This is a genomic window from Kitasatospora sp. NPDC088779 (genome assembly GCF_040685395.1).
Classification (GTDB): Bacteria; Actinomycetota; Actinomycetes; order Streptomycetales; family Streptomycetaceae; genus Kitasatospora.
Window position 1 is genome coordinate 61,027 of sequence record NZ_JBFBHW010000028.1, and the last position, 22,743, is coordinate 83,769.

A 22,743-nucleotide genomic window follows, 5' to 3' on the forward strand; every position below is an offset into this window, starting at 1 on the left:
GTCAAGACCATCCGGCACGTCCCTCCGCGGGCTGGCACGGGGCGCCGAGCCCGTACACGCGGACCGCGTTGTGCCGGAACACCGCGTCCTCCTCCCCCGCGCTGAGCCCGTCCGCGAGGTGCCGGGTGATCCGGGCGACCTCGGCGTAGCCGGCCTCCAGGGTGCACACCGGCCAGTCGGAACCGAAGAGGAGCCGTTCCGGGCCGAAGGCCTCCAGGGCGGTGTCGGCGTAGGGCCTGAGGTCCGCCGTCCGCCACCGGCCGGGGGCGGCCTCGGTCACCAGGCCGGAAAGCTTTCCCACGGTGTTGGGCAGCGCGGCCAGGCGGCGCAGGTCCGCTGCCCAGGGGTCGAGCGCGCCGTCGGCGATCGGGGGCTTGCCGAGGTGGTCGAGGACGAACGTCAGGCCGGTGTGCCGGGCGGCCGCGAGGGCGGCGGCGGGCAGCTGGTGCGGCTTGACGACGAGGTCGTAGGCGAGACCGGCCTCGGCGACGGCGAGCAGGCCGCGCTGGACGTCGGGACGCAGCAGCCACTCGGGGTCGGGCTCCTCCTGGACCTGGTGCCTGATGCCCACCAGCCGTTCCCCGCCGGGGAGTTCACGCAGGGCGGCGATCGCGTCGGCAACGCCGGGGGCGGTGAGGTCGGTCCAGCCGACGACGCCGGCGATCAGGTCGCTGCCGTCGGCCAGCGCCAGCAGTTCGGGGGTCTCCTCGGGGACGCAGACGGTCTGCACGACGACCGTGGCGACCACTCCGGCCGCCGCGGCTTCGGGGGCGAGGTCGGCGGCGGTGAAGGAGCGGGCCAGGGGAGCGAGGGCCTCGCCGCTGATCCAGGGCTGCGGCCGCGCGCCGAGGTCCCAGACGTGGTGGTGCGCGTCGACGATCTGACGTCCGGTCACAGTTCCCACACGGCCGGGAGCCCGGCCCCGGCGCCGGCGTTCGAGTAGTCGTGGCTGATGTCGAGCAGTTCGCCCATCCTCTCCTGCCAGGCGGTGTTGACCGGGAGGTGCTCCAGTTCGGCGAGGAGCCGGGCGTAGTCCTCGCACTCCAGCAGGTGGAACAGCTCGCAACCGCTGCGCCAGATCGTCCACGAGGTGGCGCCGGCAGCCCGGATGGCTGCGACGAGTTCGGCGGGCACGTCCCGGTGGGCGGCCTCGTACTCGGCGATCCGGTCCGGGCGGAGGCGGGTGTGCAGGGCGACTCTCATGGCTGCTCCGGGTGGGTGGGGTGGTCGACGATGACGACGTGCAGGGTGCGGGGGCCGTGCACGCCCTCGACGCGGTCGAGTTCGATGTCGCTGGTGGCAGAAGGGCCCGAGATGAAGGTCAGCGGCAGCGCGGGGTCGAGGCGGGCGAGGGCGTCGGGGACGTCGGCGGCGATCTGTCCGGCGCGGATGACGCACAGATGGTAGTCGGGGACGAGGGTGAGGGCGCGGCGGCCCTGGCCCGGGCCGGTGTCGAGGACGATGGTCCCGGTGACGGCGATGCCGGCGGCGGCGAGGGTGCAGGCGCCGTCCAGGGCGTTCAGGGCCTGGACGTCCAGCGGTTCCGGGTGCCACTGCCAGTCGCCGGGCGGCAGCAGCTCGACGGGAAAGCCGCTGGGCAGTGCCAGGTTGCTCGCCCCGGCTGCGGTGAGCGCGGCGGCGATGGCGGCCGACAGGCCCGCCTGGTCGGTGCGGGTGACGTCCGCGCGGTAGTCGGCGACCCGCTCGGCGAACAGGGCGACGGTGTCCTCGCCCGGCTCGGTGTGGCTGCGGCGGTAGGTCCGGGGTACGGGGACGTCGTCGGACCGTTCGTCGGCGGGGACGTCGGCGAGCGCCGCCCGGATGCGGCCGAGAACCGCCTCACGGCTGCTCATCGTTCACCTTCCCTGTTCTTGCGCCACCAGGTGCGGAAGGACTCTGCCGGAGGTGCGGGGGTGTCGCGGGTGTCGGACCAGCCGTGCAGCGGGCCCGGCAGCCGGCCGATCCGCCCCTCCCTGGCGAGGGCCCTGCCGCCGAGCGCGACGGCCTTCTGGGCCGCGGAGAGCAGGCGCGGGGAGTCGAGGACGGTGGCAGCGGCCTTCATGGCCAGCGCCTCGGCTCCCCGAGGCTTGCTCTCGACGGTCTTGGCCCGCAGGTGGGCCAGCACCTCCGGGATGTTGATCTTCACCGGGCAGGCGTCGTAGCAGGCGCCGCACAGGGTGGAGGCGAACGGCAGGGACGCCGCGTTCTCCACGCCGACCAGTTGCGGGGTGAGGACGGCGCCGATCGGTCCTGGGTAGACCGAGCCGTAGGCGTGGCCGCCGGTGCGCTCGAAGACGGGGCAGACGTTGAGGCAGGCCGAGCAGCGGATGCAGCCGAGTACCTGCCGTCCGACCTCGTCGGCGAGGGTGTCGGTGCGGCCGTTGTCGAGCAGCACCAGGTGGAACTCCCTGGGGCCGTCGCCGTCGGTGGTGCCGGTCCAGGTGGAGGTGTAGGGGTTCATCCGCTCACCGGTGGAGGAGCGGGGCAGCAACTGGAGGAAGACCTCCAGGTCCTGCCAGGTCGGGACGGTCTTCTCGATGCCCATGACGGTGATGAGGGTTTCGGGCAGGGTGAGGCACATCCGGCCGTTGCCCTCGGACTCCACGACGACGACCGTGCCGGTGTCGGCGACGGCGAAGTTGGCGCCCGAGACGGCCACCTTGGCGGTGAGGAACTTCTCCCTCAGGTGCAGGCGGGCGGCTTCGGCGAGTTCACGCGGGTCGTCGCCGAGGTTCTCCGGTGCGGGCTTCCCCCAGTGGGCCATTTCGGCGAGGAAGAGGTCGCGGATCTCGGTCCGGTTGCGGTGGATCGCGGGGACGAGGATGTGGGAGGGGCGGTCGTCGCCGAGTTGGACGATGAGTTCGGCGAGGTCCGTCTCGTAGGCGGTGATGCCGGCTTCGGCGAGGGCCTCGTTGAGGCCGATCTCCTGGGTCGCCATGGACTTGATCTTCACGACCTCGCGTTCGCCGGTGGCCCGCACGAGTTCGGTGACGATGCGGTTGGCCTCGGCGGCGTCCGAGGCCCAGTGCACGGTGCCGCCCGCGGCGGTGACGGCGGCCTCCAACTGGACGAGGTAGCGGTCGAGGTGGCGTGAGGTGCGGTTCTTGATCGCGGCGGCAGCGTCCCGCAGGTGCTCCCAGTCGTCCAACTCGGAGGCGACGGCCAGCCGCTTGTCGCGGATGGTGGTGGTGGCGCGTTTCAGATTGGCGCGCAGCCGGGTGTTGCCGAGCGCCTCGCGGGCGGCGTCGGGAAAGGACGGGGAACCGAGCCAGACGACGCCACGGCCGCCGGGCTTGCTCATCGTGCGGTTCCTTCGGTGGCGGCGAGGATCTCGGCCAGGTGCAGGGTCCGCACGGTCGCGCCCCGGCGGGACAGTCCGCCGCCGATGTGCATCAGGCAGGAGTTGTCGGCGGCGCACAGGACCTCGGCTCCGCTGTCCAGGACGGCGGCGTTCTTGTCGGCGAGCATCGCGGCGGAGGTGTCGGCGTTCTTCACGGCGAAGGTGCCGCCGAAGCCGCAGCAGGAGTCGGCCGCGGGCAGGTCGACCAGGTCGATGTCCTCGACGGCGCGCAGCAGCCGGTCCGGGCGGTCGCCGAGACGCAGGCCGCGCAGGGAGTGGCAGGTGGGGTGGTAGGCGACCCGGTGCGGGAAGCGGGCACCGACGTCCGTGACGCCGAGCACGCCGGTCAGGAACTCGGTGAACTCGTGCACCCGGGGCACCAGTTCGGTGACCTGTCGGAGGAGCGAGGCGGTGCCGTGCCGTTCAGCGAGCAGGGGGTGGTTGTCACGGACCATCCCGGCGCAGGAGGCGGACGGCGTGACCACGGCGTCGTAGTCGGCGAAGGCCCGGACGAAGCGGGTCACCAGCGGGACGGCGTCGGGGCGGTAGCCGGTATTGAAGTGCATCTGGCCGCAGCAGGTCTGTTCCTGGGGGAACTCGACACGGTGGCCGAGCCGCTCCAGCACCGTCACCACCGCGCGGCCGGTGTCGGGGAAGAGGGTGTCGTTGAAGCAGGTGATGAACAGGGCGATGCGCATCAGCTCACCTCCCCGGGGGTCGGGACGTCCGCGGGAAGCAGTCCGCGGTGCTTGAGCTCGGCCCAGAGCGCCGCCGGAACGGGGTGGTCGAGCATGGCGGCGGCGTCCCGGGCCTCGCCGGCGCTGCGGGTGCCGACCAGCACGCTCGCCACCGCCGGATGCCCGAACGGGAACTTCAGGGCGGCGGCGCGCAGCGGGACGCTGTGCCGCTCGCAGACGGCCCTGAGGTCGGTGGCCCTGGTGAGCAGGTCTGTGGGGGCCGCGGTGTAGTCGAAGGTGGCGCCGGGCCGCGGGTCGGCGAGCAGGCCGGAGTTGAAGACGCCGCCGATCACGACGCCGACGCCGCGCCGGTGGGCCAGGGGCAGCAGTTCCGCAAGGCCCTGCTGGTCGAGGAGGCTGTAGCGGCCGGCGAGCAGGACGGCGTCGAGGTCGGTCTCGCGGATGAACCGGGCGGGCAGCCCGGCCTGGTTCATGCCGACGCCGATCGCTCCCAGGACGCCTTCGGCGCGCAGGCGTTCGAGTTCCGGGTAGGCCTCGGTGAGTGCCTGTTCGGCGTGGTCGTCGGGGTCGTGCAGGTACGCGATGTCGATCCGGTCGAGGCCGAGCCGGTCCAGGCTGTCCTCGATGGAGCGGCGCACGCCCCGGGCGCTGAAGTCCCAGACGCGGTGGTGGGTGGCGGGCACGGCGAAGCCGTTGGCCAGGTCGTCGCCGTCGCCGGAGGGGGCCGGCTCCAGCAGGCGTCCGACCTTTGTGGAGATCGTGTACTGGTCCCGGGGGAACGCGCGCAGGGCGGCGCCGAGTCGCCGCTCGGACAGGCCCAGGCCGTAGTGCGGGGCGGTGTCGAAGTACCGTACGCCGCACTCCCAGGCGGCGGTGACGGCCTGTTCGGCCTGCTCGTCGGTGACCGGGGTGAACAGGTTGCCGATGCCGGCGGCGCCGAAGGCGAGTTCGGTCACCTGGGCCCTGCTGCGGCCGAGGGGGTGGTGGCGCGGCTTCACGGGCGTGGCTCCGGTCGCAGGCGCAGGCCGGCCATGCCGCCGTCGACGGCGAGCGCGGTGCCCGTGACGCTGGCGGCGGCCGGGGAGGCGAGGTAGGCGATGGCGGCGGCGACCTCCTCGGCGGTGACCAGCCGGCCGGTGGGCTGGCGGGCGTTCAGTGCGGAGCGCTCGGCGGCCGGGTCGTCGGCCGCGTCGAGCAGCCGTCCGACCCACGGGGTGTCGACGGTGCCCGGGTTGACGCAGTTGACCCGGATGCCTTCGCGGACGTGGTCGGCTGCCATGGCCAGGGTGAGCGAGTGGACGGCGCCCTTGCTCGCCGAGTACAGCGCGCGCTGGGGCAGTCCGGCCGTGGCGGCGATGGAGCAGGTGTTGACCACCGAGGCGGAGTCGGAGCGGCGCAGGTGGGGCAGGGCGGCGCGGGTGGTGCGGACGATGCCGAGCACGTTGACGTCCAGGACGTGGTGCCACTGCTCGTCCGAGTTGTCCTCCACGGTTCCGGCGGCGCCGATGCCGGCGTTGTTGACCAGGATGTCGATCCCGCCGAGCGCCTCGGCCGCCGCCTGGACGGCCTCGCGTACGGAGCGGTCATCGGCGACGTCGGCGGTGAAGCCGCGCAGCGGGGCGCGGACGCCGCTCGGGTCGAGGTCGAGGACGGCGACGTCCGCTCCGCGTGCGCCGAGCAACCGGGCGGTGGCCAGTCCGATGCCGGAGGCACCGCCGGTGACCAGGGCGGTGAGCCCGTCGAGGTCGGTCGTCATGAGCGCTCCTCCTTGTCGCCGCCGGCCAGGTCGGCTGCCCAGAACGTGCCGTCGGGGTAGGTGTAGGTGTCGATGGCGGCCTGGTGCATGGTGGCGGAGAACCCGGGCACGGTGGGTGCCCGGTAGCGGCCGCCGTCGATGACCACGGGGTCGAGGAAGTGCTGGTGGAGGTGGTCGACGTACTCGATGACGCGGTCCTCGGTGGTGCCGGAGAGCGCGACGTAGTCGAACATCGACAGGTGCTGGACGAGTTCGCACAGGCCCACGCCGCCGGCGTGCGGGCACACGGGGACGCCGAACCTGGCGGCGAGCAGCAGGATGGCGAGGTTCTCGTTCACGCCGGCCACCCGGGCCGAGTCCAGTTGGAGGACGTCGATGGCGCCGGCCTGGAGCAGCTGTTTGAAGACGATGCGGTTCTGCACGTGCTCGCCGGTGGCGACCTTGACGGGGTGGACACCGCGCCGGACGGTGGCGTGGCCGAGCACGTCGTCCGGGCTGGTCGGCTCCTCGATCCAGTAGGGGTCGAACTCGGCGAGCTGGTTCGTCCACTCGATCGCCTCGGCGACGTTCCAGCGCTGGTTGGCGTCGATCGCCATCCGGATGTCCGGACCGACGGCCTCGCGGGCGGCGCGGCAGCGGCGGATGTCGTCCTCCAGGTCCGCGCCGACCTTCAGCTTGATCTGGGTGAAGCCGTCGGCCACCGCCTCCTTGGCGAGGCGGGTGAGCTTCTCGTCGCTGTAGCCGAGCCAGCCGGGCGAGGTGGTGTAGGCGGGGTAGCCGCGGCGCAGGAGTTCGGCGGCCCGCCCGGGTGCGCCCTGTCTGCCCTTGCGCAGCAGTTCGAGGGCCTCATCAGGCGTCAGCGCGTCGGCGATGTAGCGGAAGTCGACCTGGGACACCAGCCATGCGGGGTCGGCGTCGGCCAGCAGCTGCCACAGCGGCTTGCCCTCACGCTTGGCGGCGAGGTCCCAGACGGCGTTGACGACGGCTCCGATCGCCATGTGCATCACGCCCTTCTCGGGTCCGAGCCAGCGCAGCTGGCTGTCACCGATCAGGTCGCGGTACAGGGAGCCGGGGTCGGCGCACAGCTGGGCGACGGACCGTCCGACGACGTGCGGGCGCAGCGCGTCGATGGCGGCGACCTGGACGTCGTTGCCGCGACCGATGGTGAAGGTGAACCCGTGGCCCTCGTGGCCGCCCGCGGAGGCGCGCAGGACGACGTAGGCGGCGGAGTAGTCGGGGTCGGGATTCATGGCGTCGGACCCGTCCAGCTCCCGCGAGGTGGGGAAGCGGATGTCGTAGGTGTCGACGGCGGTGATCCGCGCTGTGGTTGCGGACAACGTGGTGCCTTTCAGGCGTTGGAGAAGGTCTGGCGCTGGGTGCCGAGGCCGTCGATGGCCAGTTCGACGGTGTCGCCCGCGCGCAGGTAGGGGGTGCCGGGCAGCCCCAGGGCCACGCCGGCCGGGGTGCCGGTGTTGATGACGTCTCCGGGCCGCAGCACCATGTACTGGCTGAGGTACCAGACCAGGTACGGGACGTCGAAGATCATGTTCTTGGTGCTGCCGCTCTGCCGCTGCTCGCCGTTGACGGCCAGACGAAGGCCGAGGGCCTGCACGTCGCCGGCCTCGTCCGGGGTGACCAGCCAGGGGCCGAGCGGGTTGAAGGTCTCACAGGACTTGCCGAGGTCCCACTGCCCGGAGTACTCGAGCTGGAACTCCCGCTCGGACACGTCGTTGCTGATCGCGTAGCCCGCGACATGGGCGAGGGCCTGTCGGGGCGAGTCCAGGTAGCGGGCCTCGCGGCCGATCACGACCGCGAGTTCGACCTCCCAGTCGGTCTTGGCCGAGCCGCGCGGGATCAGCACCTGGTCACAGGGACCGACCACGGCGGACGGGTCCTTCATGAAGACCACCGGCCGGGCGGGGACGGCAGCGCCGGTCTCCTCGGCGTGGTCGCGGTAGTTGAGGCCGATGCAGACGACCTTGCCCGGCCGGGCGACGGGGGCGCCGATCCGCAGGCCGACCGGGTCGATCGCAGGGAGCTCTCCGGCGGCCAGGGCGGCGCGAACGCGGTCGATCCCGTCCGAGGCGAGGAACGCCCCGTCGATGTCACCGGTCAGGCCCGAGAGCGCGAAGACCCGGCCGTCGTCGCCGAGGGCTGCCGGAGCCTCTTCTCCCGCCGGTCCGATCCGCATGAGCTTCATGCCATGGCTCCTGTCATAGGTCTGCGGGCCGGGGTTCTTCACCGGGCCGACACATCGGATGAATCCTCGACGCCCTGACCATACGAGTGTCGGCCACGCACCGCAAGAAGTCCTCCGATGTCTGTCGGCGCCCGTCGGGGTCAGGAGCCGAACATCTCCTAACTGTTCATCAAATCTCCAGCTCAGAGAGGAGATGACAGCTCGTTATCATCCAACATGGAGGCCCGGACGTTACGGTTGAGATTCGCCCGAGGTTTCCCTATTGTCAGTCACGTGCCAAGCTCGTATGGTCCTCGTGATCGCAAGCCATCCGATGACTGCGGGGAGCACGATCCAGCGCGCCTGCCACGACCCGCCGCATCCATGGCCTCCCTCCTGGATGACGGCCGGGAGGGGAGGTCCGGCTCAACCACCCCCGCTTCACCTCCCGGGGGGACAGGCCTCTCCGCCTCCCGCCACACCGGCTCCCCACCCTCGCAGGGGAGCCCGGACATCCCAGCCAAGGAGATCAGCACCATGAAGCCTCGCTCCTCCAGAATCGCGGCCACGGCCGCCGCCGTAGTCGTCCTGGCGGGGGCCGCCACGGCCTGCAACCGCGGCAGCACGACGGACTCCGCCGCCGGCGGCAAGCCGGCGCTCGGGATCGACCTGCCGCGTGCGGACTCCGACTTCTGGAACTCCTACGCGCAGTACATCAAGCAGGACGCCTCCGCCCAGGGCCTCAACACCCTGCCGGTGAGCAACTCGCAGAACGACGTCACCAAGCTGGTCGCCAACGTCCAGGTCTTCCAGAACACCGGCGCCAAGGCCGTCGTCATGGCCCCGCAGGACACCGGCGCGATCGCCTCCACCCTCGACCAGCTGACCGCCAAGAAGATCCCCGTGGTCAGCATCGACACCCGCCCCGACAAGGGGAACGTCTACATGGTGGTGCGCGCCGACAACAAGGCGTACGGCACCAAGGCCTGTGAGTTCCTCGGCCAGCAGCTCGGCGGCAAGGGCAAGGTCGCCGAACTCCAGGGCGCGCTGAGCTCCGTCAACGGCCGCGACCGCTCCGAGGCCTTCGCCGCCTGCATGAAGGAGAAGTTCCCCGACATCCTGGTGATCGAGCTGGCCACCGACTGGAAGGGCGACGTCGCCTCCGCCAAGCTCCAGTCCACCCTCGCCGCCAACCCGGACCTGGGCGGCGTCTACCTGCAGGCCGGCGGTGTCTTCCTGCAGCCCACCATCGCCCTGCTCCAGCAGAAGGGCCTGCTCAAGCCCGCCGGCGAGCCCGGTCACATCGCCATCGTCTCCAACGACGGCATCCCGCAGGAGTTCGACGCGATCCGCAAGGGCGACATCGACGCGACCGTCTCCCAGCCCGCCGATCTCTACGCCAAGTACGCGCTGTTCTACGCGCAGGCCGCGGCCGAGGGCAAGACCTTCCAACCCGGTGCCACCGACCACCAGTCGACCATCATCTCCCTGCCCAACGGCCTGGAGGACCAGCTCCCCGCTCCCCTGGTCACCAAGGAGAACGTCGACGACAAGTCCCTCTGGGGCAACGGCGTAGGCAAGTAGCCCACCGACCCCTCGTGCGTGGCGGCCCGGACCCCCCTTCCCGGGCCGCCACGCACGGATCCTGCGGAAAGGACGTCCCCGCCATGGCGGACCCCAGCCCCGTCCGGGGCCCCGTCGTCGAGGCTGACGGGATCAGCAAGCGCTTCGGCGCCACCGTCGCCCTCAGCGACGCCCGCATCTCGGTCGCGCCCGGCGAGTCGCACGCCCTGGTAGGGCGCAACGGCGCGGGCAAGTCCACGCTCGTGTCGATCCTCACCGGCCTGCAGAACCCCGACACCGGCACCCTGCGCTTCGACGGCGAGCAGGCCCCGGCCCCCGGTGACACCGACGCCTGGCGGTCCAGGGTCGCCTGCGTCTACCAGCGCTCCACCATCATCCCCGCGCTGACCGTCGCCGAGAACCTCTTCCTGGACAGGCAGAGCAAAGGCGCCCTGCGCCCGATCAGCTGGAAACAGCTGCGCGGCCGCGCTACCGAGTTGCTCGCCGAGTACGGCGTGGACGTCGCCCCGACCGCGCGCGCCGAGGACCTGAGTGTCGAGCAGCGCCAGTTCGTCGAGATCGCCCGGGCGCTGTCCTTCGGGGCCCGCTTCATCATCCTGGACGAGCCCACCGCCAAGCTCGACGCGCGCGGCATCGAGCGGCTCTTCGACAAGCTGCGCTCACTGCAGGAACAGGGCGTCGCCTTCCTGTTCATCTCCCATCACCTGCAGGAGGTCTACGACCTCTGCACCACCGTCACGGTCTACCGCGACGCCCGGCACATCATCACCGCGCCAGTCGCCGAACTCGACCAGCAGGCCTTGGTGGAGGCGATGACCGGCGAGAGCTCCCGGGACAGCGGGCCCGCCTGGTCGGTGACCGGCCGGACGCGCCCCGACGGTGCCCCGCTGCTGGACGTCTCGGGCCTGAGCCTGGCCGGCGCCTACCAGGACTTCTCCCTGACCGCGCACGCCGGCGAGGTCGTGGGCCTGGCCGGCGCGGCCGCCAGCGGCAACGTCCGGCTCGGCGAGACCATCGCCGGTCTGCACCGCCCGCAGGCCGGCACGATCACCGTCGCGGGCCGCCCGGTGCGCACCGGGCGCGTTCCCGCCGCTCTCGCGGCCGGCATCGGGTTCGTGCCCGAGGACCGGCACATCCAGGGCCTCATCCCGCAGCGCAGTGTCGCCGAGAACGCCACCCTGACCGTCACCGACCAGCTCGGGCCCTTCGGCACGGTGCTGCCCTCCCGTACCCGGGCCTTCGCCGAACGGATGATCGGCGACCTCGACATCAAGACACCCGGCCCCTCGGCCCCGGTGTCCGCGCTGTCCGGCGGCAACCAGCAGAAGGTGGTCATCGCGCGGGCCCTGGCCACCGAGCCGCACGTCCTGGTGGCCATCCGGCCCACCAACGGCGTCGACGTCAAATCCAAGGAGTCCCTGCTCGGCACCGTCCGCGAGGTCGCCGACGCCGGGAGGAGCGCTCTGATCGTGTCCGACGAACTCGACGACCTGCGGGTCTGCGACCGCGTCCTGGCCATGTTCCACGGCCGCGTCGTCGCCGAGTTCGAGCACGGCTGGAGCGACGAACAGCTGGTCGCAGCCATGGAGGGCATGTCCGGCCCGACCGACACGAAGGAACGCAATGTCTCCCACCACTGAGGTCAGCCCGCGCGCGGCCACCGCCGGCACCGCACCGGCCGGCCGGCGCTTCGACCTCGCCCGCTACCGCGACCTGTCGCTCGTACCGGTCCTGCTCGTCCTCGGCGTCATCGGCTTCGTCGTCTCACCCGCCTTCCTCACCTCCGACAACCTCCTGGGCGTCGGCCAGCAGGCCACCGAACTGAGCCTGCTGGTGCTGGCCGAGGCGCTGATCCTGATCGTCGGCCGGATGGACCTGTCCCTGGAATCCACGATCGGCGTGGCCCCCGTCATCGCCGTCTGGCTGGTCCTCCCCGACCACGGCGCGCGCTTCAACGGCCTCGGGCTCCTGCCCTCCTGGACGGCCATCCCGCTGTGCCTGGCCGTCGGCGCGCTGATCGGGGCGATCAACGGGTTCCTGATCCTCAAGCTGCGCCTCAACGGCTTCATCGTCACCCTCGGCGCGCTCACCCTGCTCCGCGGCCTCCAGGTCGCGATCTCCCAGGGCCAGTCGATCGTCAACCTGCCCGGCTCCTTCACCTACCTCGGCAGCACCAGCTGGCTCGGCGTCCCCGCGGCGATCTGGATCTGCGCCCTGCTCTTCCTGGCCGGCGGCTGTGCCCTCGCCTGGCTCCGCCACGGCCGCGCCCTGTACGCGATCGGCGGCAACTCCGAGGCCGCCCGCGCCGCCGGCATCCGGGTCGACCGGATCACCTGGACCGTGCTGATCCTCGGCGGCCTGCTGGCCGCCTTCGCCGGCGTCCTCTACACCGGCCACTACGGCTCCATCTCCGCCGACCAGGGCAACGGGTGGATCTTCCAGGTCTTCGCCGCCACCGTCATCGGCGGCGTCAGCCTCAACGGCGGCCGCGGCACCCTCTTCGGCGCCCTGACCGGTGTGCTGACCCTCCAGCTCGTGGTCAACGTCATGACCCTCGCGGGCGTGCCGCCGCTGTGGAACCAGTTCCTCAACGGCGCGATCATCATCGTCGCGCTGATCATCTCCCGCTTCGCCTCGGGCGAGAAACAGGAGTGACGGGGTCCCCCGGCCCGAGAGCCACCGAAGCGACGCGACCAGCTCCGCGGGAACCGGTCGCGCCGCTTCGGCCTCCCCTGCCCCGCCCCCTCGACCGACCAGCACTCCCATGCCCGCACGCAGGAGGCGAACACCATGGCGGTGACCGACCAGGCCATCGAGAAGATCAAGGAAATGATCGTCTCCGGCGCCCTGCTGCCCGGCGCGCGACTCCCCAACGAGGCCGACCTCGCCGACCAGCTCGGGCTGTCCCGCAACTCGCTGCGCGAGGCCGTCCGGGCGCTCACCGCGATGCGGATCCTCGTCCCCCGGCAGGGCGACGGCACCTACGTCTCCGGCCTGGAGCCACACCTCCTGCTGGAAGCCATGGCCTTCGCCTCCGACGTCTCCCACGGGCACACGGCCCGGCAACTCCTCCAGGTGCGGCGCCTGCTGGAGCCGCAGGTCACCGCCCTCGCCGCCGGCCTGCTCACCGACGACCACCTGCGAACGCTGCGGGCCGTCCTCGACCAGAGCGCCGCGGCTGCCGGCATCGAGGAGTTCATCGAGCTCGACATCGAGTTCCACCGCACCATCGCCGATGCCGTCGGCAACCCCGTGCTGTCCACCCTGCTCGGCATCCTCTCCACCCACACCCAGCGGCTGCGCATCGTGCGCGGTACGCACAACGCCTCTGCCCGCGAGCAGGCCCACCGCGAACACGAGGCCATCTGGCGGGCCCTGGTCGACCACGACGCCGTCCTGGCCGCCAGTGCCAGCACCGTGCACGTCGCCGCCGTCGAGGACTGGCTGGCCGCCGGCACCGGCCCCCCGGACCTCGACCCCCCGGACCTCGACGCCATCGCCTGACGGCGACGTGCCGAATCCCGCACATCCGTTCCCCTCCCCCTCAGCGCGCAAGACCCCCACGACCCAGGACGGTCTGACACATGAAGAGCCGAACCATCCGGACCACCTGCACGGGCTGCATCGCCGTGTTGCTCGCCGGCTGCCTCACCGCCTGCGGTGGCACTGATGACCCCGGCAACTCCCGCCCCCAGATCGGCATCGACATCCCCCGCGCCGACTCCGACTTCTGGAAGGCGTACGCGAAGTACCTCCAGCAGGAGATCAACGACCAGCAGCTGAGTGTCCTGCCCCCGACCCGTTCGAACGGCGACGACGCGACGTTCACCGCCAACGTCCAGTCGCTGGCCGCCCGACACCCCAAGTCCATCGTCATGGCGCCGCAGAACACCATGACCACCGATTCGACACTCTCCGAGTTGTTCCGTGCCAACATCCACACGATCAGCGTGGACACCGAACCGGAGCACGGCAGCGTCTACATGGTGGTCCGCACCGACAACAAGACGTACGGCACCAAGGCCTGCGAGTTCCTCGGCAAGCAGCTCGGTGGCAAGGGCAAGGTGGCCGAGCTCCAGGGCGCACTGACCTCCATCAACGGATACGAACGCTCCGAGGGATTCGCCGCCTGCATGAAACGCAACTACCCCGGTATCCAGGTGATCGCGCTGCCCACCGACTGGAAGGGCGACATCGCCTCCGCCAAGCTCCAGTCCACCCTCGCCGCCAACCGGGACCTGAACGGCATCTACCTGCAGGCCGGCGGCGTCTTCCTCCAGCCCACCCTCGACCTCCTACGCCAGAAAGGCCTGCTCAAGCCCGCCGGCCAGCCCGGCCACATCACCATCGTCTCCAACGACGGCATCCCGCAGGAGTTCGACGCGATCCGCAAGGGCGACATCGACGCGACCGTCTCCCAGCCCGCCGACCTCTACGCCAAGTACGCCCTGTACTACGCCAAGGCCGCTGCCGAAGGCAGGAAATTCCAACCCGGGCCCACCGACCACCAGTCGACCATCATCACCCTGCCCAACGGCCTGGAGGACCAGCTCCCCGCTCCCCTGGTCACCAAGGAGAACGTCGACGACCCGTCGCTCTGGGCCAACCACGCCGCGGGCTGACCGAGGCGGGCCCCGGAACCAGGCCGGCATCCACCGCAACAACGGGACGACGGGACTCCGGTCTGTGCACCACCACTGATCGCTCCCCCACCAACCCCCGCTGAAGGGCCGCACCGTACGAAGTGCACCGGTGGTCAGGGCGATAGTCGCCCTGACCCCGGTCCGGGCACACCCCGGCCGCGGCGACCTCCCACAGCGTCGCGGCACTCGCCGAGACCTCGGTCGGCAGCAACGCCACCACCGGTGACAAGGCCTTCCTGACGGCGAACCAGCCGCTCGTACAACAGTCCGCCGCCCGGTCAACCAGCCGACTCCCCCCGTCCAGGTTCCCGCCGACCACCTCCTACAGCGGGACGGCCCCGTGGGAGAGACCGCCACGAAGCCGGCCGGCGGCCGACGGCAGCGTCCGGCTTCCGTCACCGTGCCAGCAGTGGCGCACCAGTCAGCTCGGGAGTCCCTCGGCGCCCTGGGCCGGGCAGGACGGCGGGTGCGGCGAGAAGTTGGGCAGCACCCGAGTGGCGTCGTAGCGGCGCTGCCAGACCGGAGTGGTCGACCCGCTGGTGGCCGGCACGATCGCGGACCAGTCGGCCGGGCAGTCGCGCCCGCTCTTCTGCTCGCGCTCCTCGTGTCGCACGAACTGTTTGGTGGCGAAGTGGTGGTCGATGATGGAGATCCCGGCCCGGTCGTACGAGTGCAGCACCCCCGCCGTGAGCTCAAGCAACGCGCGGTCCCGCCACAGGGTGCGATCCCGGGCCGTGTCCAGGCCCATCCGCCGGGCGACCTCAGGCAGCTTGTCGTATCGGCTGGTGTCGGACAGGTTGCGGGCACCGATCTCGGTGCACGTGTACCAGGCGCTGAAGGGTGCCAACGGGTACCGCAGCCCGCCGAGTTCGAGGACCTGGTTGGAGATCGTGGGAAAGGCGTGCCAGCGCAGGCCGAGTTCTTCGAACCACCGGTACTCGGGATGGCTGATCCGCACCTCCGGGACCGCGTCCGCGGGCAGGTCGAACCACCGAGGTTCACGCCCGGGCCACTGGATGACCAGCGGCAGCACGTCGAACTCGCCGCCCTGACCACGCCACCCCAGGCACTGGACCGCCTCGGTGAGCGCCGCCGTCTCGGGGTCGCCGATCACGGACCCGTCGTACTGCCGGTAGCCGGCGTAGCGAATCAACTGGCCGTTCCACAGCCGGGGTCCGGGCCGATCGGGTGTGCTCGGCGCGAAGACGCTCAGCAGCAGGCGCACCTTGCCCCCGTTCCACGCCTGCCGCAAATGCTCGACGAGTGCCTCGAACACCGCTCCCTCGTCACCGCCATCGGCGCCGGTGCCGATCGCACGGCAGTCCCGGATCTCCAGTGCTTTCCAGTAGAACTTGCCTATGCACTGCGGATTGTTCCGCCACGCGATCCGGGAGCCGACCAACAACTCCTGCTGGGTCTGGGAGTAACTTCCCGTCGTCGCCAGCTCCTCCGTGATCTCCGCTACCCGCCGCTGCGCGCCGCCGGCCGGAAGATGTCCCTCCACGGTGAGTTGACGTATCAACGCTACTGCCTCCGCGAGCGGAGCGGCAGGCGTGGACGGGGTTACGCACACCCGAGAGCTCATCATGCTGATCCCCTGTCAACAGCGAGGGAAAGGAGCCGATTCAACTTGCACGAAACACACGGACGCAGCCGGAGACTACGCCGGGGAAGCGAACGCGCGGACCCAGCCGAGGTCGTTTTGACGAAACCCTTGCGTGCACTCGGTGATGAAAAGCCCTGCGGGACCCGGGTCGCGCGGGGCGGGCCGGGGTGGGGGTCGGAGTGGCCCTCGCGGGGCTCCCGCGAGGGCTGCCCGCGCTCAGGAGGTGAGGCGGCCGAAGGTGAGGGCGGCGGCGATGAGCAGGACGGCGGCGGGCGCCCCGGCGACCAGACTGAGCACCGTCCGCCGCCTGTCGAGCAGCCCGGCGCGCAGCAGTGCCGCGTAGGTCAGTGCGCCGTAGAGCACCACTGCGGGCAGGGCGGTGATCACCCCGAGCGGGTAGCCGCTGCCGCTGAGCCCGAGGTAGACGTGGTGGAGCCCGTGCAGGGTCCAGCCGCCCAGCAGGGCGGCGTAGGCGTCGAGCGCCCAACCGCCGGGACCGGTACGCCCGGTGTGTCCGGCCCGCAGGGCGCGGTCGGCGAACAGGGTGAGGGCCCAGACCACGGCGAACTCCGCCAGGATCGCGGTGAGGGACTGCGCGACGGTGAAACGTGTGCCGCCTTGGTCCAGGCCGCCGTCGAGCACGATCGCGACGGCCTCCTCCCCGTCGTGCACCGCGAAGGAGAGCGGCAGCCCCCAGATCCACCACCGGGCGTCGACTCGTGCCCGTACCAGGTCCATCGTCATGTTCCCCTGCTCACAGATCGGTTGAAGATTGGGTCATCGGCGTTGACTCAAGCTAGCCCTCAACCCCACTTCGGTCAACAGCGTTGATCAAATCGGGTAGGATCCAGCCATGTCGACATCAGCCGAACCGGCCGGCACACCACTCGCCGCCTCCAGAGCAGAGCGCCGCAGGCGCGGAGAGCAGGCGGTGCTGTCCGCCGCCCGGGAACTCTTCCGCCGGGACGGCTACGACGCGACCACCGTGCGCGCCATCGCCACACGGGCGGGCGTCGACGCGTCACTGGTGATGCGCTGGTTCACGTCCAAGGAGTCGCTGTTCACCCGCGCGGTCATCGAGCAGTTCCAACTGCGCGGCGCCCAGTGGCAGGACGAGGGCGGCACGGGCGGCGACACGGGCGAGGGACTCGGGGAGCGGATGCTGCTCGACTTCCTTCACGCCCTGGAGGACACCGGCGGCAGCGCGCTCCACGTCGTCCGCGCGATGCTCACCCACGAACAGGCGTGGTCCACGCTGCGGGCCGCCTTCCTCGCCGACCCGGACCGCGACCCCATGGTGGTCGCGATCCCGGGCGAGGAAGCCCAGTTGAAGGCGGCCCTGCTCGGCTCGATCGTCCTCGGCATCGGCATCGGCCGCCACGTCCTTCGCTTCCCACCCCTGGAGGAAGCCTCCCCCGAACACATCGCGACCGTCATCGCCCCCGCCCTCCACGAACTCCTCGCCCCGCCACGGCGGCCGGAGGGCGACACGGAAGGCTGAGCATCACCTGCCACGGACCAGCCGATTCGAGTGACGCCCGCGTCGGCGCCGCGGCGGTGGAGGCCGGCGACTCACGCGCCGCTGATCCAGCGCTCCCCGATGGCTGGGAGACAACTGGCCGGCGTGGCCGTCGAGTAGCGGTCTGAGAGGGCACCGTTCGGGCCACCGACGCACGTCACGTCGTCACCGAGTGCTCTGACCGGTTACGGCGGCCGGGTTGTGTCGTACCCGCGTTCTATGGTGTCGGAGTGTCTCGTTGTCGTGATCGGACCGGCGTTCGGGTGGTGCATCGCACCGCCCGGATCGGTCCGTGTCCGACCCGAGCGCAGGTCCAGCGAGGTCCGGGGCGCAGCGAGCGCTCCGCAGCAGGCAACTCAGGGAGGTAGGCACATGAGAGCACTCCTCACGTCGTCCGGGATCAAGAACAGCAGCATCCACGACGCGCTGGTCGACCTGCTGGGCAAATCGATCGCCGAGTCCAACGCCCTGTTCGTCCCCACCGCCATCTACCCCTTCCCTGGCGGGCCCGGCATGGCGTGGCGGGCGATCTCTGGTGAGGGTCCATCGCCGTTGTGTGGATTGGGTTGGAAATCGTTGGGGATCCTGGAGCTGACGGCGCTGTCGAGCATCGAAGAGGCTGCTTGGGTGCCAACGGTCCAGGCCGCCGACGCACTGCTGGTATGGGGCGGCGACCCCCTGTTCCTCGCCAACTGGATGCGGCGCTCCGGTTTGACCGGCCTACTGCCGACGCTGCGCTCCGAGGCGGTCTACGTGGGGGTGAGCGCCGGGAGCATGGCTGTTGCCTCCACCTTTGTCGAGACCTACCGCGAACCGCCCCGCGGGAACGATGGACCGTTGAGGTCGGAAGACATCGTCTTCGCCACGCCTCAGGGCGACGTCGACAGAATCCTGGTCACGGGACAGGGAGCAGGACTCGTCGACTTCGCGGTGATCCCGCACCTGGAGCACCCGGACCACCCCGACGCCTCCTTGGCCAACGCGGAGAGGTGGGCGGCACGGATTCCCGCGCCGACGTATGCGATCGACGACGAGACCGCCATCAAGGTGGTCGACGGCACCGCCCAGGTCGTCTCCGAGGGGCAGTGGAAACTGTTCCAGCCCTGACGGCACCGGGTAGTTCCTGAAGGGAACGTCGGTCGGGTCGTTCCCCGGCCGGGGACGGGCCCAGCCGGCCTGGTCACTGGCCGCCGCGCTGGTGAACGGGCTGCGACGGACCGAGTGCGGGAACCCCATCGGGGTGAGGTCCAGGTCTGCCGCCCTGGCTGTACTGACCCGCGTGCTTCTTGCTGCATGCCGACGCCAGCTGACTCTTGGACACGGGGCCGAGGTGGTGCGCGGTCGGCTGGTGTGCCACTGGGCGGGTTGAGAGGCGAAGTGGTGAGAGCACAACCGGGAGTCAGCGACCGGGTCCGTCGTGGTCCTGCGGGGTGTCGGGTGGTGGTGTGCGGGTGTCGCGGGGTTCGGGGTGGGGCTTGTCCTCGGGCGGGTGGCCGGCTTCGATGGCTCGTCCGCGTTCCAGTTCGACGTTGAACTCCAGGCCCAGCAGGATCGCGACGTTGGAGACCCAGAGCCAGAGGAGGAAGAGGATCACGGCGCCGATGCTGCCGTAGGTGCTGTTGAGGCTGTTGAAGTTGGCGACGTAGAGGGCGAACGCGCCGGACGCGATGACCCAGAGCGCGACGGCGACCAGGCTTCCGGGGAGGATCCAGCGCAGCTTGGGCGCTTCGGCGCTGGGAGCGGCCCAGTAGAGCAGGGTGACCATCGCGATGACGATGATGACGAGGACGGGCCATTTGGCGATGTCCCACACCTGTACGGCGTTCTCGCTGACTCCGAGGATCTTCCCCGTCCGGGTGGCCAGTGCGCCGGTGAAGACGACACCGGTGGCGGTCAGCGCGAGGAGCGCGATGATGACGACGGTCAGGGCGAGGCGCGTGGGCAGGGTCTTCCAGAGTGGCCGGCCCTCAGCGGTGTCGTGGACCCGGTTGGCGGCGCGCATGAACGCCGCGACGTAGCCGGAGGCGGACCACAGGGCCAGGACGATCCCGATGGCCAGTGCGAAGCCCGCCCTGCCCTGGTCGGTCTGGAGTTGCTGCACCACGGTGGTGAGGAGCTGGCGGACGGATCCGGGGCCGAGGTCACGGAGGCGGTCGAGCAGCGGCTTGGTGGCGGAGCTGCCGGCCAGTCCCAGGATCGACACCAGCGCGAGCAGGGCGGGGAAGATCGCCAGCAGCCCGTAGTAGGTGAGCGCGGCCGCCGCGTCGCTGAGGCTGTCGGCCTTGAACTGCTTGGTGGTGCGTTTCAGGACGCCCCACCACGACTTCTTGGACAGGTCGGTCGGGCTCTCGGTGGGCCCGGCTCCGTTGGTGGCGGGCCCGGCCCCGTCGGCCGTGCTGGTGTGCCGGTGTTCGTTCTCGTGTCGTGACATGGGTGCCAACCCGGCGTGTCGGGTGTCTGTTTCGGGGTCTCAGTCCTTGACCACCTGGTAGAGGCCGTAGATGACTCCGGGCACATGGCCGCAGAGCTGGAGGAGGAAGGCCCAGAGCACCTTCATGCTCGGCCCGTCCTTGATCAGTACCGCCAGGAACGGCAGGACCAGGCACAACAGCACCAGAAGGACCTTGCCCATGATCACCCCTCGTTCCGAAGGTGCGGTGGCCGACGGCACGGTGACCCGCCTCCTCATCGTCTCACCGTCGGCCGCCCGGCGGGCAGTCGGCCGGACCGCATCGGAGGCATCGTCTCCGTCCGCGCTGCATGTCCGCCCGCGTGTCACCGTCGAGAGCGCCGGTTCCGTGCCGGGCATACGGCCAGGTACACGGCGGCGGCGATGAGCAGGAGGACGGCGATGGCGGTCAGGTGGAGCAGTCCATGGACGACGATGCCGATGATGCGAGCACGATCGCCACGATGACGACCAGCAGGAAGAGAACCATCACGAACCTCCGTCTCGCCCCGTTCCACACAGCGTGCCCGGCATGCTCTCGATCATGACTTCGCCTCGGTTTCTCGGGCGGGCACGGACCGTTCCGTGCCCGCCCGCGCCGCGTTACTTCCGCAGGACGACAGGTCCTCCGTTGGCCTGCACCTCGCCGTCCGGCACCTGTTCGACCAGCAGCCCGCGGGCCGGCTGCTGGACGAGCAGTGGTGTGGTGGCCGCCGGAGGCTTTTCCAGCGACACCGGGACGGGCGGTCCGGCGGCAGCCGCGGCTTTCTCGCGGGCCAGGAAGGAGCCGAGTTCGCCGATGGTGCTCATCAGCGGGGCGGGGAAGACGACGGTGGTGTTCTTGTCCACACCGATCTCCACCAGGCTCTGCAGATTCCTCAGTTGCAGGGCCAGCGGGTGGGCCATCATGGTGTCCGAGGCCTCGCCCAGTGCCGCCGCGGCCAGCGACTCGCCCTGCGCATTGATGATCTTGGCTCTCTTCTCCCGCTCCGCCTCGGCCTGGCGGGCCATCGCCCGCTTCATGCTCTCGGGCAGCTGGATGTCCTTCAGCTCCACCAGCGTCACCTGGACGCCCCACTCGACTGTGGTCACGTCCAGGATCTCGCGGATGTCGAGGTTGATGGTGTCGGTCTCGGACAGCGTCTCGTCCAGCGTGTGCTGCCCGACCACCTTGCGCAGCGTGGTCTGGGCGATCTGGTCGATGGCGGAGTAGACGTTCTCGATCGCGACGACCGACTTGACCGCGTCGACCACCCGGAAGTAGGCGACCGCCGAGACGTCGACGCTGACGTTGTCGCGGGTGATGATGCCCTGGGACTGGATGGGCATTGTCACGATCCGCAGCGACACCCGGTGCAGGACGTCGACGATCGGGACGATCAGGGTGAAGCCGGGTTTCTTCGGGCCGCGCACCCGGCCCAGCCGGAACAGCACGCCCTGCTCGTACTGCTTGACGATCCTCACGGAGAGCAGGAGGCCCACCAGGACCAGCAGGACGACGATGACGACGGCGACGATCAGGATCTTCATGGCGTGCCTCTGTTCAGTTGTCGGGAGAGTGCGTCCGGCCCCGGCGACAGGGACCACTCGGCCCGGGACGCGGGGCCGCCTGTTCGGCCGGGATCGGCCCGCCGGCCGCTGCGAGGCGGCACGCAGCACGTGGGAGGCTCCGTCTCGGCAGGGTATCTGCGTGGCCCCCGGCGAGGAGGGCGACCGGCCGACGCAGCGGACCGCCCCGCCGGAGCGGGCCGGGCCTCGGTCGCCGACGCCGCTGCGGGGGGCTCTTCGCCGGCCCTGCCGAGGGGGGAGGGCGGGCGCGCCACAGGGGCCGGGCCGTCGGCGCGGGTGGGCGACTGCATGGGCATGGTGAGCCTCGCATGATGAGGTCACCGGATGGGCCCGGTTGTGAGCTGGTCGCTCCCGAGGCCGACGCGAGGTGGGCCTTCGTCTCCGGACTGGCTGCTGACTCAACCACCTCCGACGGTACTCTCCGATCTCCGGCCACGCGGCGCGCACGGAGCACGCCGCTCGTTCGAGTACGGCCGGGCGGACAATGGGCGGCAGGGGGCGCGGTTCGGTCTGTCCGACCCTCAGTGCGGTCGGTCGGTTGTCGGTGAGGCTGAGGAGATCCACCATGGCGGAGTCGGCCCCGGGAGCGTCGGAGTCCAGCGACACCCCGGTGTCGGGTGCCGCTCCTGGCCGGAGCCCGGCCGACGACGCGGACCTGCGGGAGAGCCTGGCCGGCCTGTCGAGGTTGGCCAGCGGGCGCTTGGACCTGCCGGCCCTGCTGGTCCACGTCGCCGACTTCGCGGCGCACGCGATCCCCGGCGCGGACGGAGTGGGCCTGACCCTCGTGGAGGACGGCCGGGCCGACACGATCGTGTCCAGCGCGGCCTTCGTTCGAACCGTCGATGCGATCCAGTACCGGATCGGTGAGGGGCCGTGCATCACCGCTGCGGCCGAACGACGCACCGTCCGCTCGGCCTCGCTGGGCAAGGACCCGTCGTGGCCGCGCTTCGGACCGCGGGTCGGCCGGCTGGGCGTGCACAGCGTGCTCTCGCTGCCGCTGCTGACCGACGACCGGGTCCTGGGCGCGATGAACGTCTACGCCCACGCCGAGGACGTCTTCGACGCCTGGGCCGTGGAACTCGGCGAGCTGTTCGCCGTGCCGGCCGCGATCTCCGTACAGAACGCCCAGGCCCTCGCCCGGACAACACGATTGGCCGCACAGCTGCAGTCCGCGCTGACCCACCGCTCGGCGATCGACCAGGCCCTGGGCGTCCTGATGAGCCGCAGCGGCTGCACCCCCGCCGAGGCCTTCGACAAGCTCCGTGCGATGAGCCAGGCACAGAACCGGAAGGCGTCCGCAGTGGCCCAGCAACTGCTCGACGAGGCGGTGGCCCGCGCCCGGGCACGCCGCAGTCCCGGCTGAGGACATCGAGAGGCACCGTGGAGGCGTCGAAGGGTGG

At 70.9% G+C, this 22,743-nt stretch carries 22 protein-coding genes; 8 read left to right on the plus strand and 14 right to left on the minus strand.

Translation table 11 applies throughout. The annotated features are described in order from the left end of the window. Position 1 precedes the first annotated feature (1 nt). The 9 genes from AB0P03_RS24785 to AB0P03_RS24825 are packed head-to-tail and all read right to left on the minus strand — an operon-like array spanning position 2 to position 7,994. Positions 2 to 895: an amidohydrolase family protein gene (locus AB0P03_RS24785; RefSeq protein WP_363630790.1), complete on the minus strand. Its 894-nt coding sequence runs from the start codon at positions 893 to 895 to the stop codon at positions 2 to 4. Next, positions 892 to 1,203 (minus strand): L-rhamnose mutarotase, encoded by a 312-nt coding sequence (locus AB0P03_RS24790; protein ID WP_363630792.1) that lies wholly within the window; start codon positions 1,201 to 1,203, stop codon positions 892 to 894. Before AB0P03_RS24790 ends, AB0P03_RS24785 begins: the two co-directional genes overlap by 4 nt. After that, entirely contained in the window at positions 1,200 to 1,853 is a 654-nt protein-coding gene (locus AB0P03_RS24795) for an LUD domain-containing protein (RefSeq protein WP_363630793.1), read from the minus strand. The genes AB0P03_RS24790 and AB0P03_RS24795 overlap by 4 nt, the downstream gene beginning before the upstream one ends. Continuing rightward, positions 1,850 to 3,301, minus strand: a complete 1,452-nt coding sequence (locus AB0P03_RS24800) for a LutB/LldF family L-lactate oxidation iron-sulfur protein (RefSeq protein WP_363630795.1) — start codon at positions 3,299 to 3,301, stop codon at positions 1,850 to 1,852. Before AB0P03_RS24800 ends, AB0P03_RS24795 begins: the two co-directional genes overlap by 4 nt. Next, positions 3,298 to 4,038 (minus strand): (Fe-S)-binding protein, encoded by a 741-nt coding sequence (locus tag AB0P03_RS24805; protein ID WP_363630796.1) that lies wholly within the window; start codon positions 4,036 to 4,038, stop codon positions 3,298 to 3,300. The genes AB0P03_RS24800 and AB0P03_RS24805 overlap by 4 nt, the downstream gene beginning before the upstream one ends. Further along, positions 4,038 to 5,036, minus strand: coding sequence for an aldo/keto reductase (locus AB0P03_RS24810; RefSeq protein WP_363630798.1), 999 nt, complete (start codon positions 5,034 to 5,036; stop codon positions 4,038 to 4,040). The genes AB0P03_RS24805 and AB0P03_RS24810 overlap by 1 nt, the downstream gene beginning before the upstream one ends. Next, positions 5,033 to 5,794, minus strand: coding sequence for an SDR family oxidoreductase (locus AB0P03_RS24815; RefSeq protein WP_363581217.1), 762 nt, complete (start codon positions 5,792 to 5,794; stop codon positions 5,033 to 5,035). The genes AB0P03_RS24810 and AB0P03_RS24815 overlap by 4 nt, the downstream gene beginning before the upstream one ends. Beyond that, entirely contained in the window at positions 5,791 to 7,131 is a 1,341-nt protein-coding gene (locus AB0P03_RS24820; protein ID WP_363581215.1) for an L-fuconate dehydratase, read from the minus strand. The genes AB0P03_RS24815 and AB0P03_RS24820 overlap by 4 nt, the downstream gene beginning before the upstream one ends. 11 nt (positions 7,132 to 7,142) lie before the next feature. Beyond that, positions 7,143 to 7,994, minus strand: coding sequence for a fumarylacetoacetate hydrolase family protein (locus AB0P03_RS24825; protein ID WP_363581213.1), 852 nt, complete (start codon positions 7,992 to 7,994; stop codon positions 7,143 to 7,145). Between the two features lie 516 nt (positions 7,995 to 8,510). Between AB0P03_RS24825 and AB0P03_RS24830 the strand changes: the two genes are divergently transcribed. The 5 genes from AB0P03_RS24830 to AB0P03_RS24850 all read left to right on the plus strand — a co-directional run bounded on the left by AB0P03_RS24830 (position 8,511) and on the right by AB0P03_RS24850 (position 14,179). Next, the gene (locus AB0P03_RS24830; protein ID WP_363630800.1) at positions 8,511 to 9,557 is read left to right on the plus strand and encodes a sugar ABC transporter substrate-binding protein; all 1,047 of its coding nucleotides are present in this window, start codon (positions 8,511 to 8,513) and stop codon (positions 9,555 to 9,557) included. Between the two features lie 83 nt (positions 9,558 to 9,640). Next, positions 9,641 to 11,197 carry a sugar ABC transporter ATP-binding protein gene (locus AB0P03_RS24835; protein WP_363581209.1) on the plus strand — a complete coding sequence of 519 codons (1,557 nt, stop codon included), beginning with the start codon at positions 9,641 to 9,643 and terminating at the stop codon, positions 11,195 to 11,197. After that, positions 11,181 to 12,212, plus strand: a complete 1,032-nt coding sequence (locus AB0P03_RS24840; protein ID WP_363581207.1) for an ABC transporter permease — start codon at positions 11,181 to 11,183, stop codon at positions 12,210 to 12,212. Before AB0P03_RS24835 ends, AB0P03_RS24840 begins: the two co-directional genes overlap by 17 nt. Positions 12,213 to 12,347: 135 nt before the next feature. Continuing rightward, positions 12,348 to 13,061 carry a FadR/GntR family transcriptional regulator gene (locus AB0P03_RS24845; protein WP_363581205.1) on the plus strand — a complete coding sequence of 238 codons (714 nt, stop codon included), beginning with the start codon at positions 12,348 to 12,350 and terminating at the stop codon, positions 13,059 to 13,061. 80 nt (positions 13,062 to 13,141) lie between these two features. Continuing rightward, a complete protein-coding gene (locus tag AB0P03_RS24850) occupies positions 13,142 to 14,179 on the plus strand; it encodes a sugar ABC transporter substrate-binding protein (protein WP_363581203.1) in 1,038 nt (345 codons plus the stop codon). A gap of 442 nt (positions 14,180 to 14,621) precedes the next feature. On the opposite strand, the gene AB0P03_RS24855 is transcribed toward AB0P03_RS24850, so the two are convergent. Together AB0P03_RS24855 and AB0P03_RS24860 are read right to left on the minus strand one after the other, a co-directional pair. Further along, on the minus strand, positions 14,622 to 15,788 hold the full coding sequence (locus tag AB0P03_RS24855; RefSeq protein ID WP_363630802.1) for a nitric oxide synthase oxygenase: 1,167 nt from the start codon (positions 15,786 to 15,788) through the stop codon (positions 14,622 to 14,624). Positions 15,789 to 16,022: 234 nt separating this feature from the next. Continuing rightward, positions 16,023 to 16,550, minus strand: a complete 528-nt coding sequence (locus AB0P03_RS24860) for an HXXEE domain-containing protein (RefSeq protein WP_363630804.1) — start codon at positions 16,548 to 16,550, stop codon at positions 16,023 to 16,025. 109 nt (positions 16,551 to 16,659) lie between these two features. On the opposite strand from AB0P03_RS24860, the gene AB0P03_RS24865 reads away from it, so the two are divergent. Both AB0P03_RS24865 and AB0P03_RS24870 read left to right on the plus strand, forming a co-directional pair. Then, a complete protein-coding gene (locus AB0P03_RS24865; RefSeq protein ID WP_363581197.1) occupies positions 16,660 to 17,307 on the plus strand; it encodes a TetR family transcriptional regulator in 648 nt (215 codons plus the stop codon). 390 nt (positions 17,308 to 17,697) lie between these two features. Then, positions 17,698 to 18,432 carry a Type 1 glutamine amidotransferase-like domain-containing protein gene (locus AB0P03_RS24870; protein ID WP_363581195.1) on the plus strand — a complete coding sequence of 245 codons (735 nt, stop codon included), beginning with the start codon at positions 17,698 to 17,700 and terminating at the stop codon, positions 18,430 to 18,432. Positions 18,433 to 18,724: 292 nt separating this feature from the next. On the opposite strand, the gene AB0P03_RS24875 is transcribed toward AB0P03_RS24870, so the two are convergent. The 3 genes from AB0P03_RS24875 to AB0P03_RS24885 form a co-directional block, all read right to left on the minus strand. After that, entirely contained in the window at positions 18,725 to 19,756 is a 1,032-nt protein-coding gene (locus tag AB0P03_RS24875; protein ID WP_363630806.1) for a YihY/virulence factor BrkB family protein, read from the minus strand. A gap of 39 nt (positions 19,757 to 19,795) precedes the next feature. Further along, positions 19,796 to 19,957, minus strand: a complete 162-nt coding sequence (locus AB0P03_RS24880; RefSeq protein WP_363630808.1) for a YqaE/Pmp3 family membrane protein — start codon at positions 19,955 to 19,957, stop codon at positions 19,796 to 19,798. A gap of 420 nt (positions 19,958 to 20,377) precedes the next feature. Further along, positions 20,378 to 21,304: a slipin family protein gene (locus AB0P03_RS24885; RefSeq protein ID WP_363630810.1), complete on the minus strand. Its 927-nt coding sequence runs from the start codon at positions 21,302 to 21,304 to the stop codon at positions 20,378 to 20,380. A gap of 604 nt (positions 21,305 to 21,908) precedes the next feature. On the opposite strand from AB0P03_RS24885, the gene AB0P03_RS24890 reads away from it, so the two are divergent. Continuing rightward, positions 21,909 to 22,706 carry a GAF and ANTAR domain-containing protein gene (locus AB0P03_RS24890; RefSeq protein ID WP_363581187.1) on the plus strand — a complete coding sequence of 266 codons (798 nt, stop codon included), beginning with the start codon at positions 21,909 to 21,911 and terminating at the stop codon, positions 22,704 to 22,706. The last annotated feature ends 37 nt before the right edge of the window (positions 22,707 to 22,743 follow it).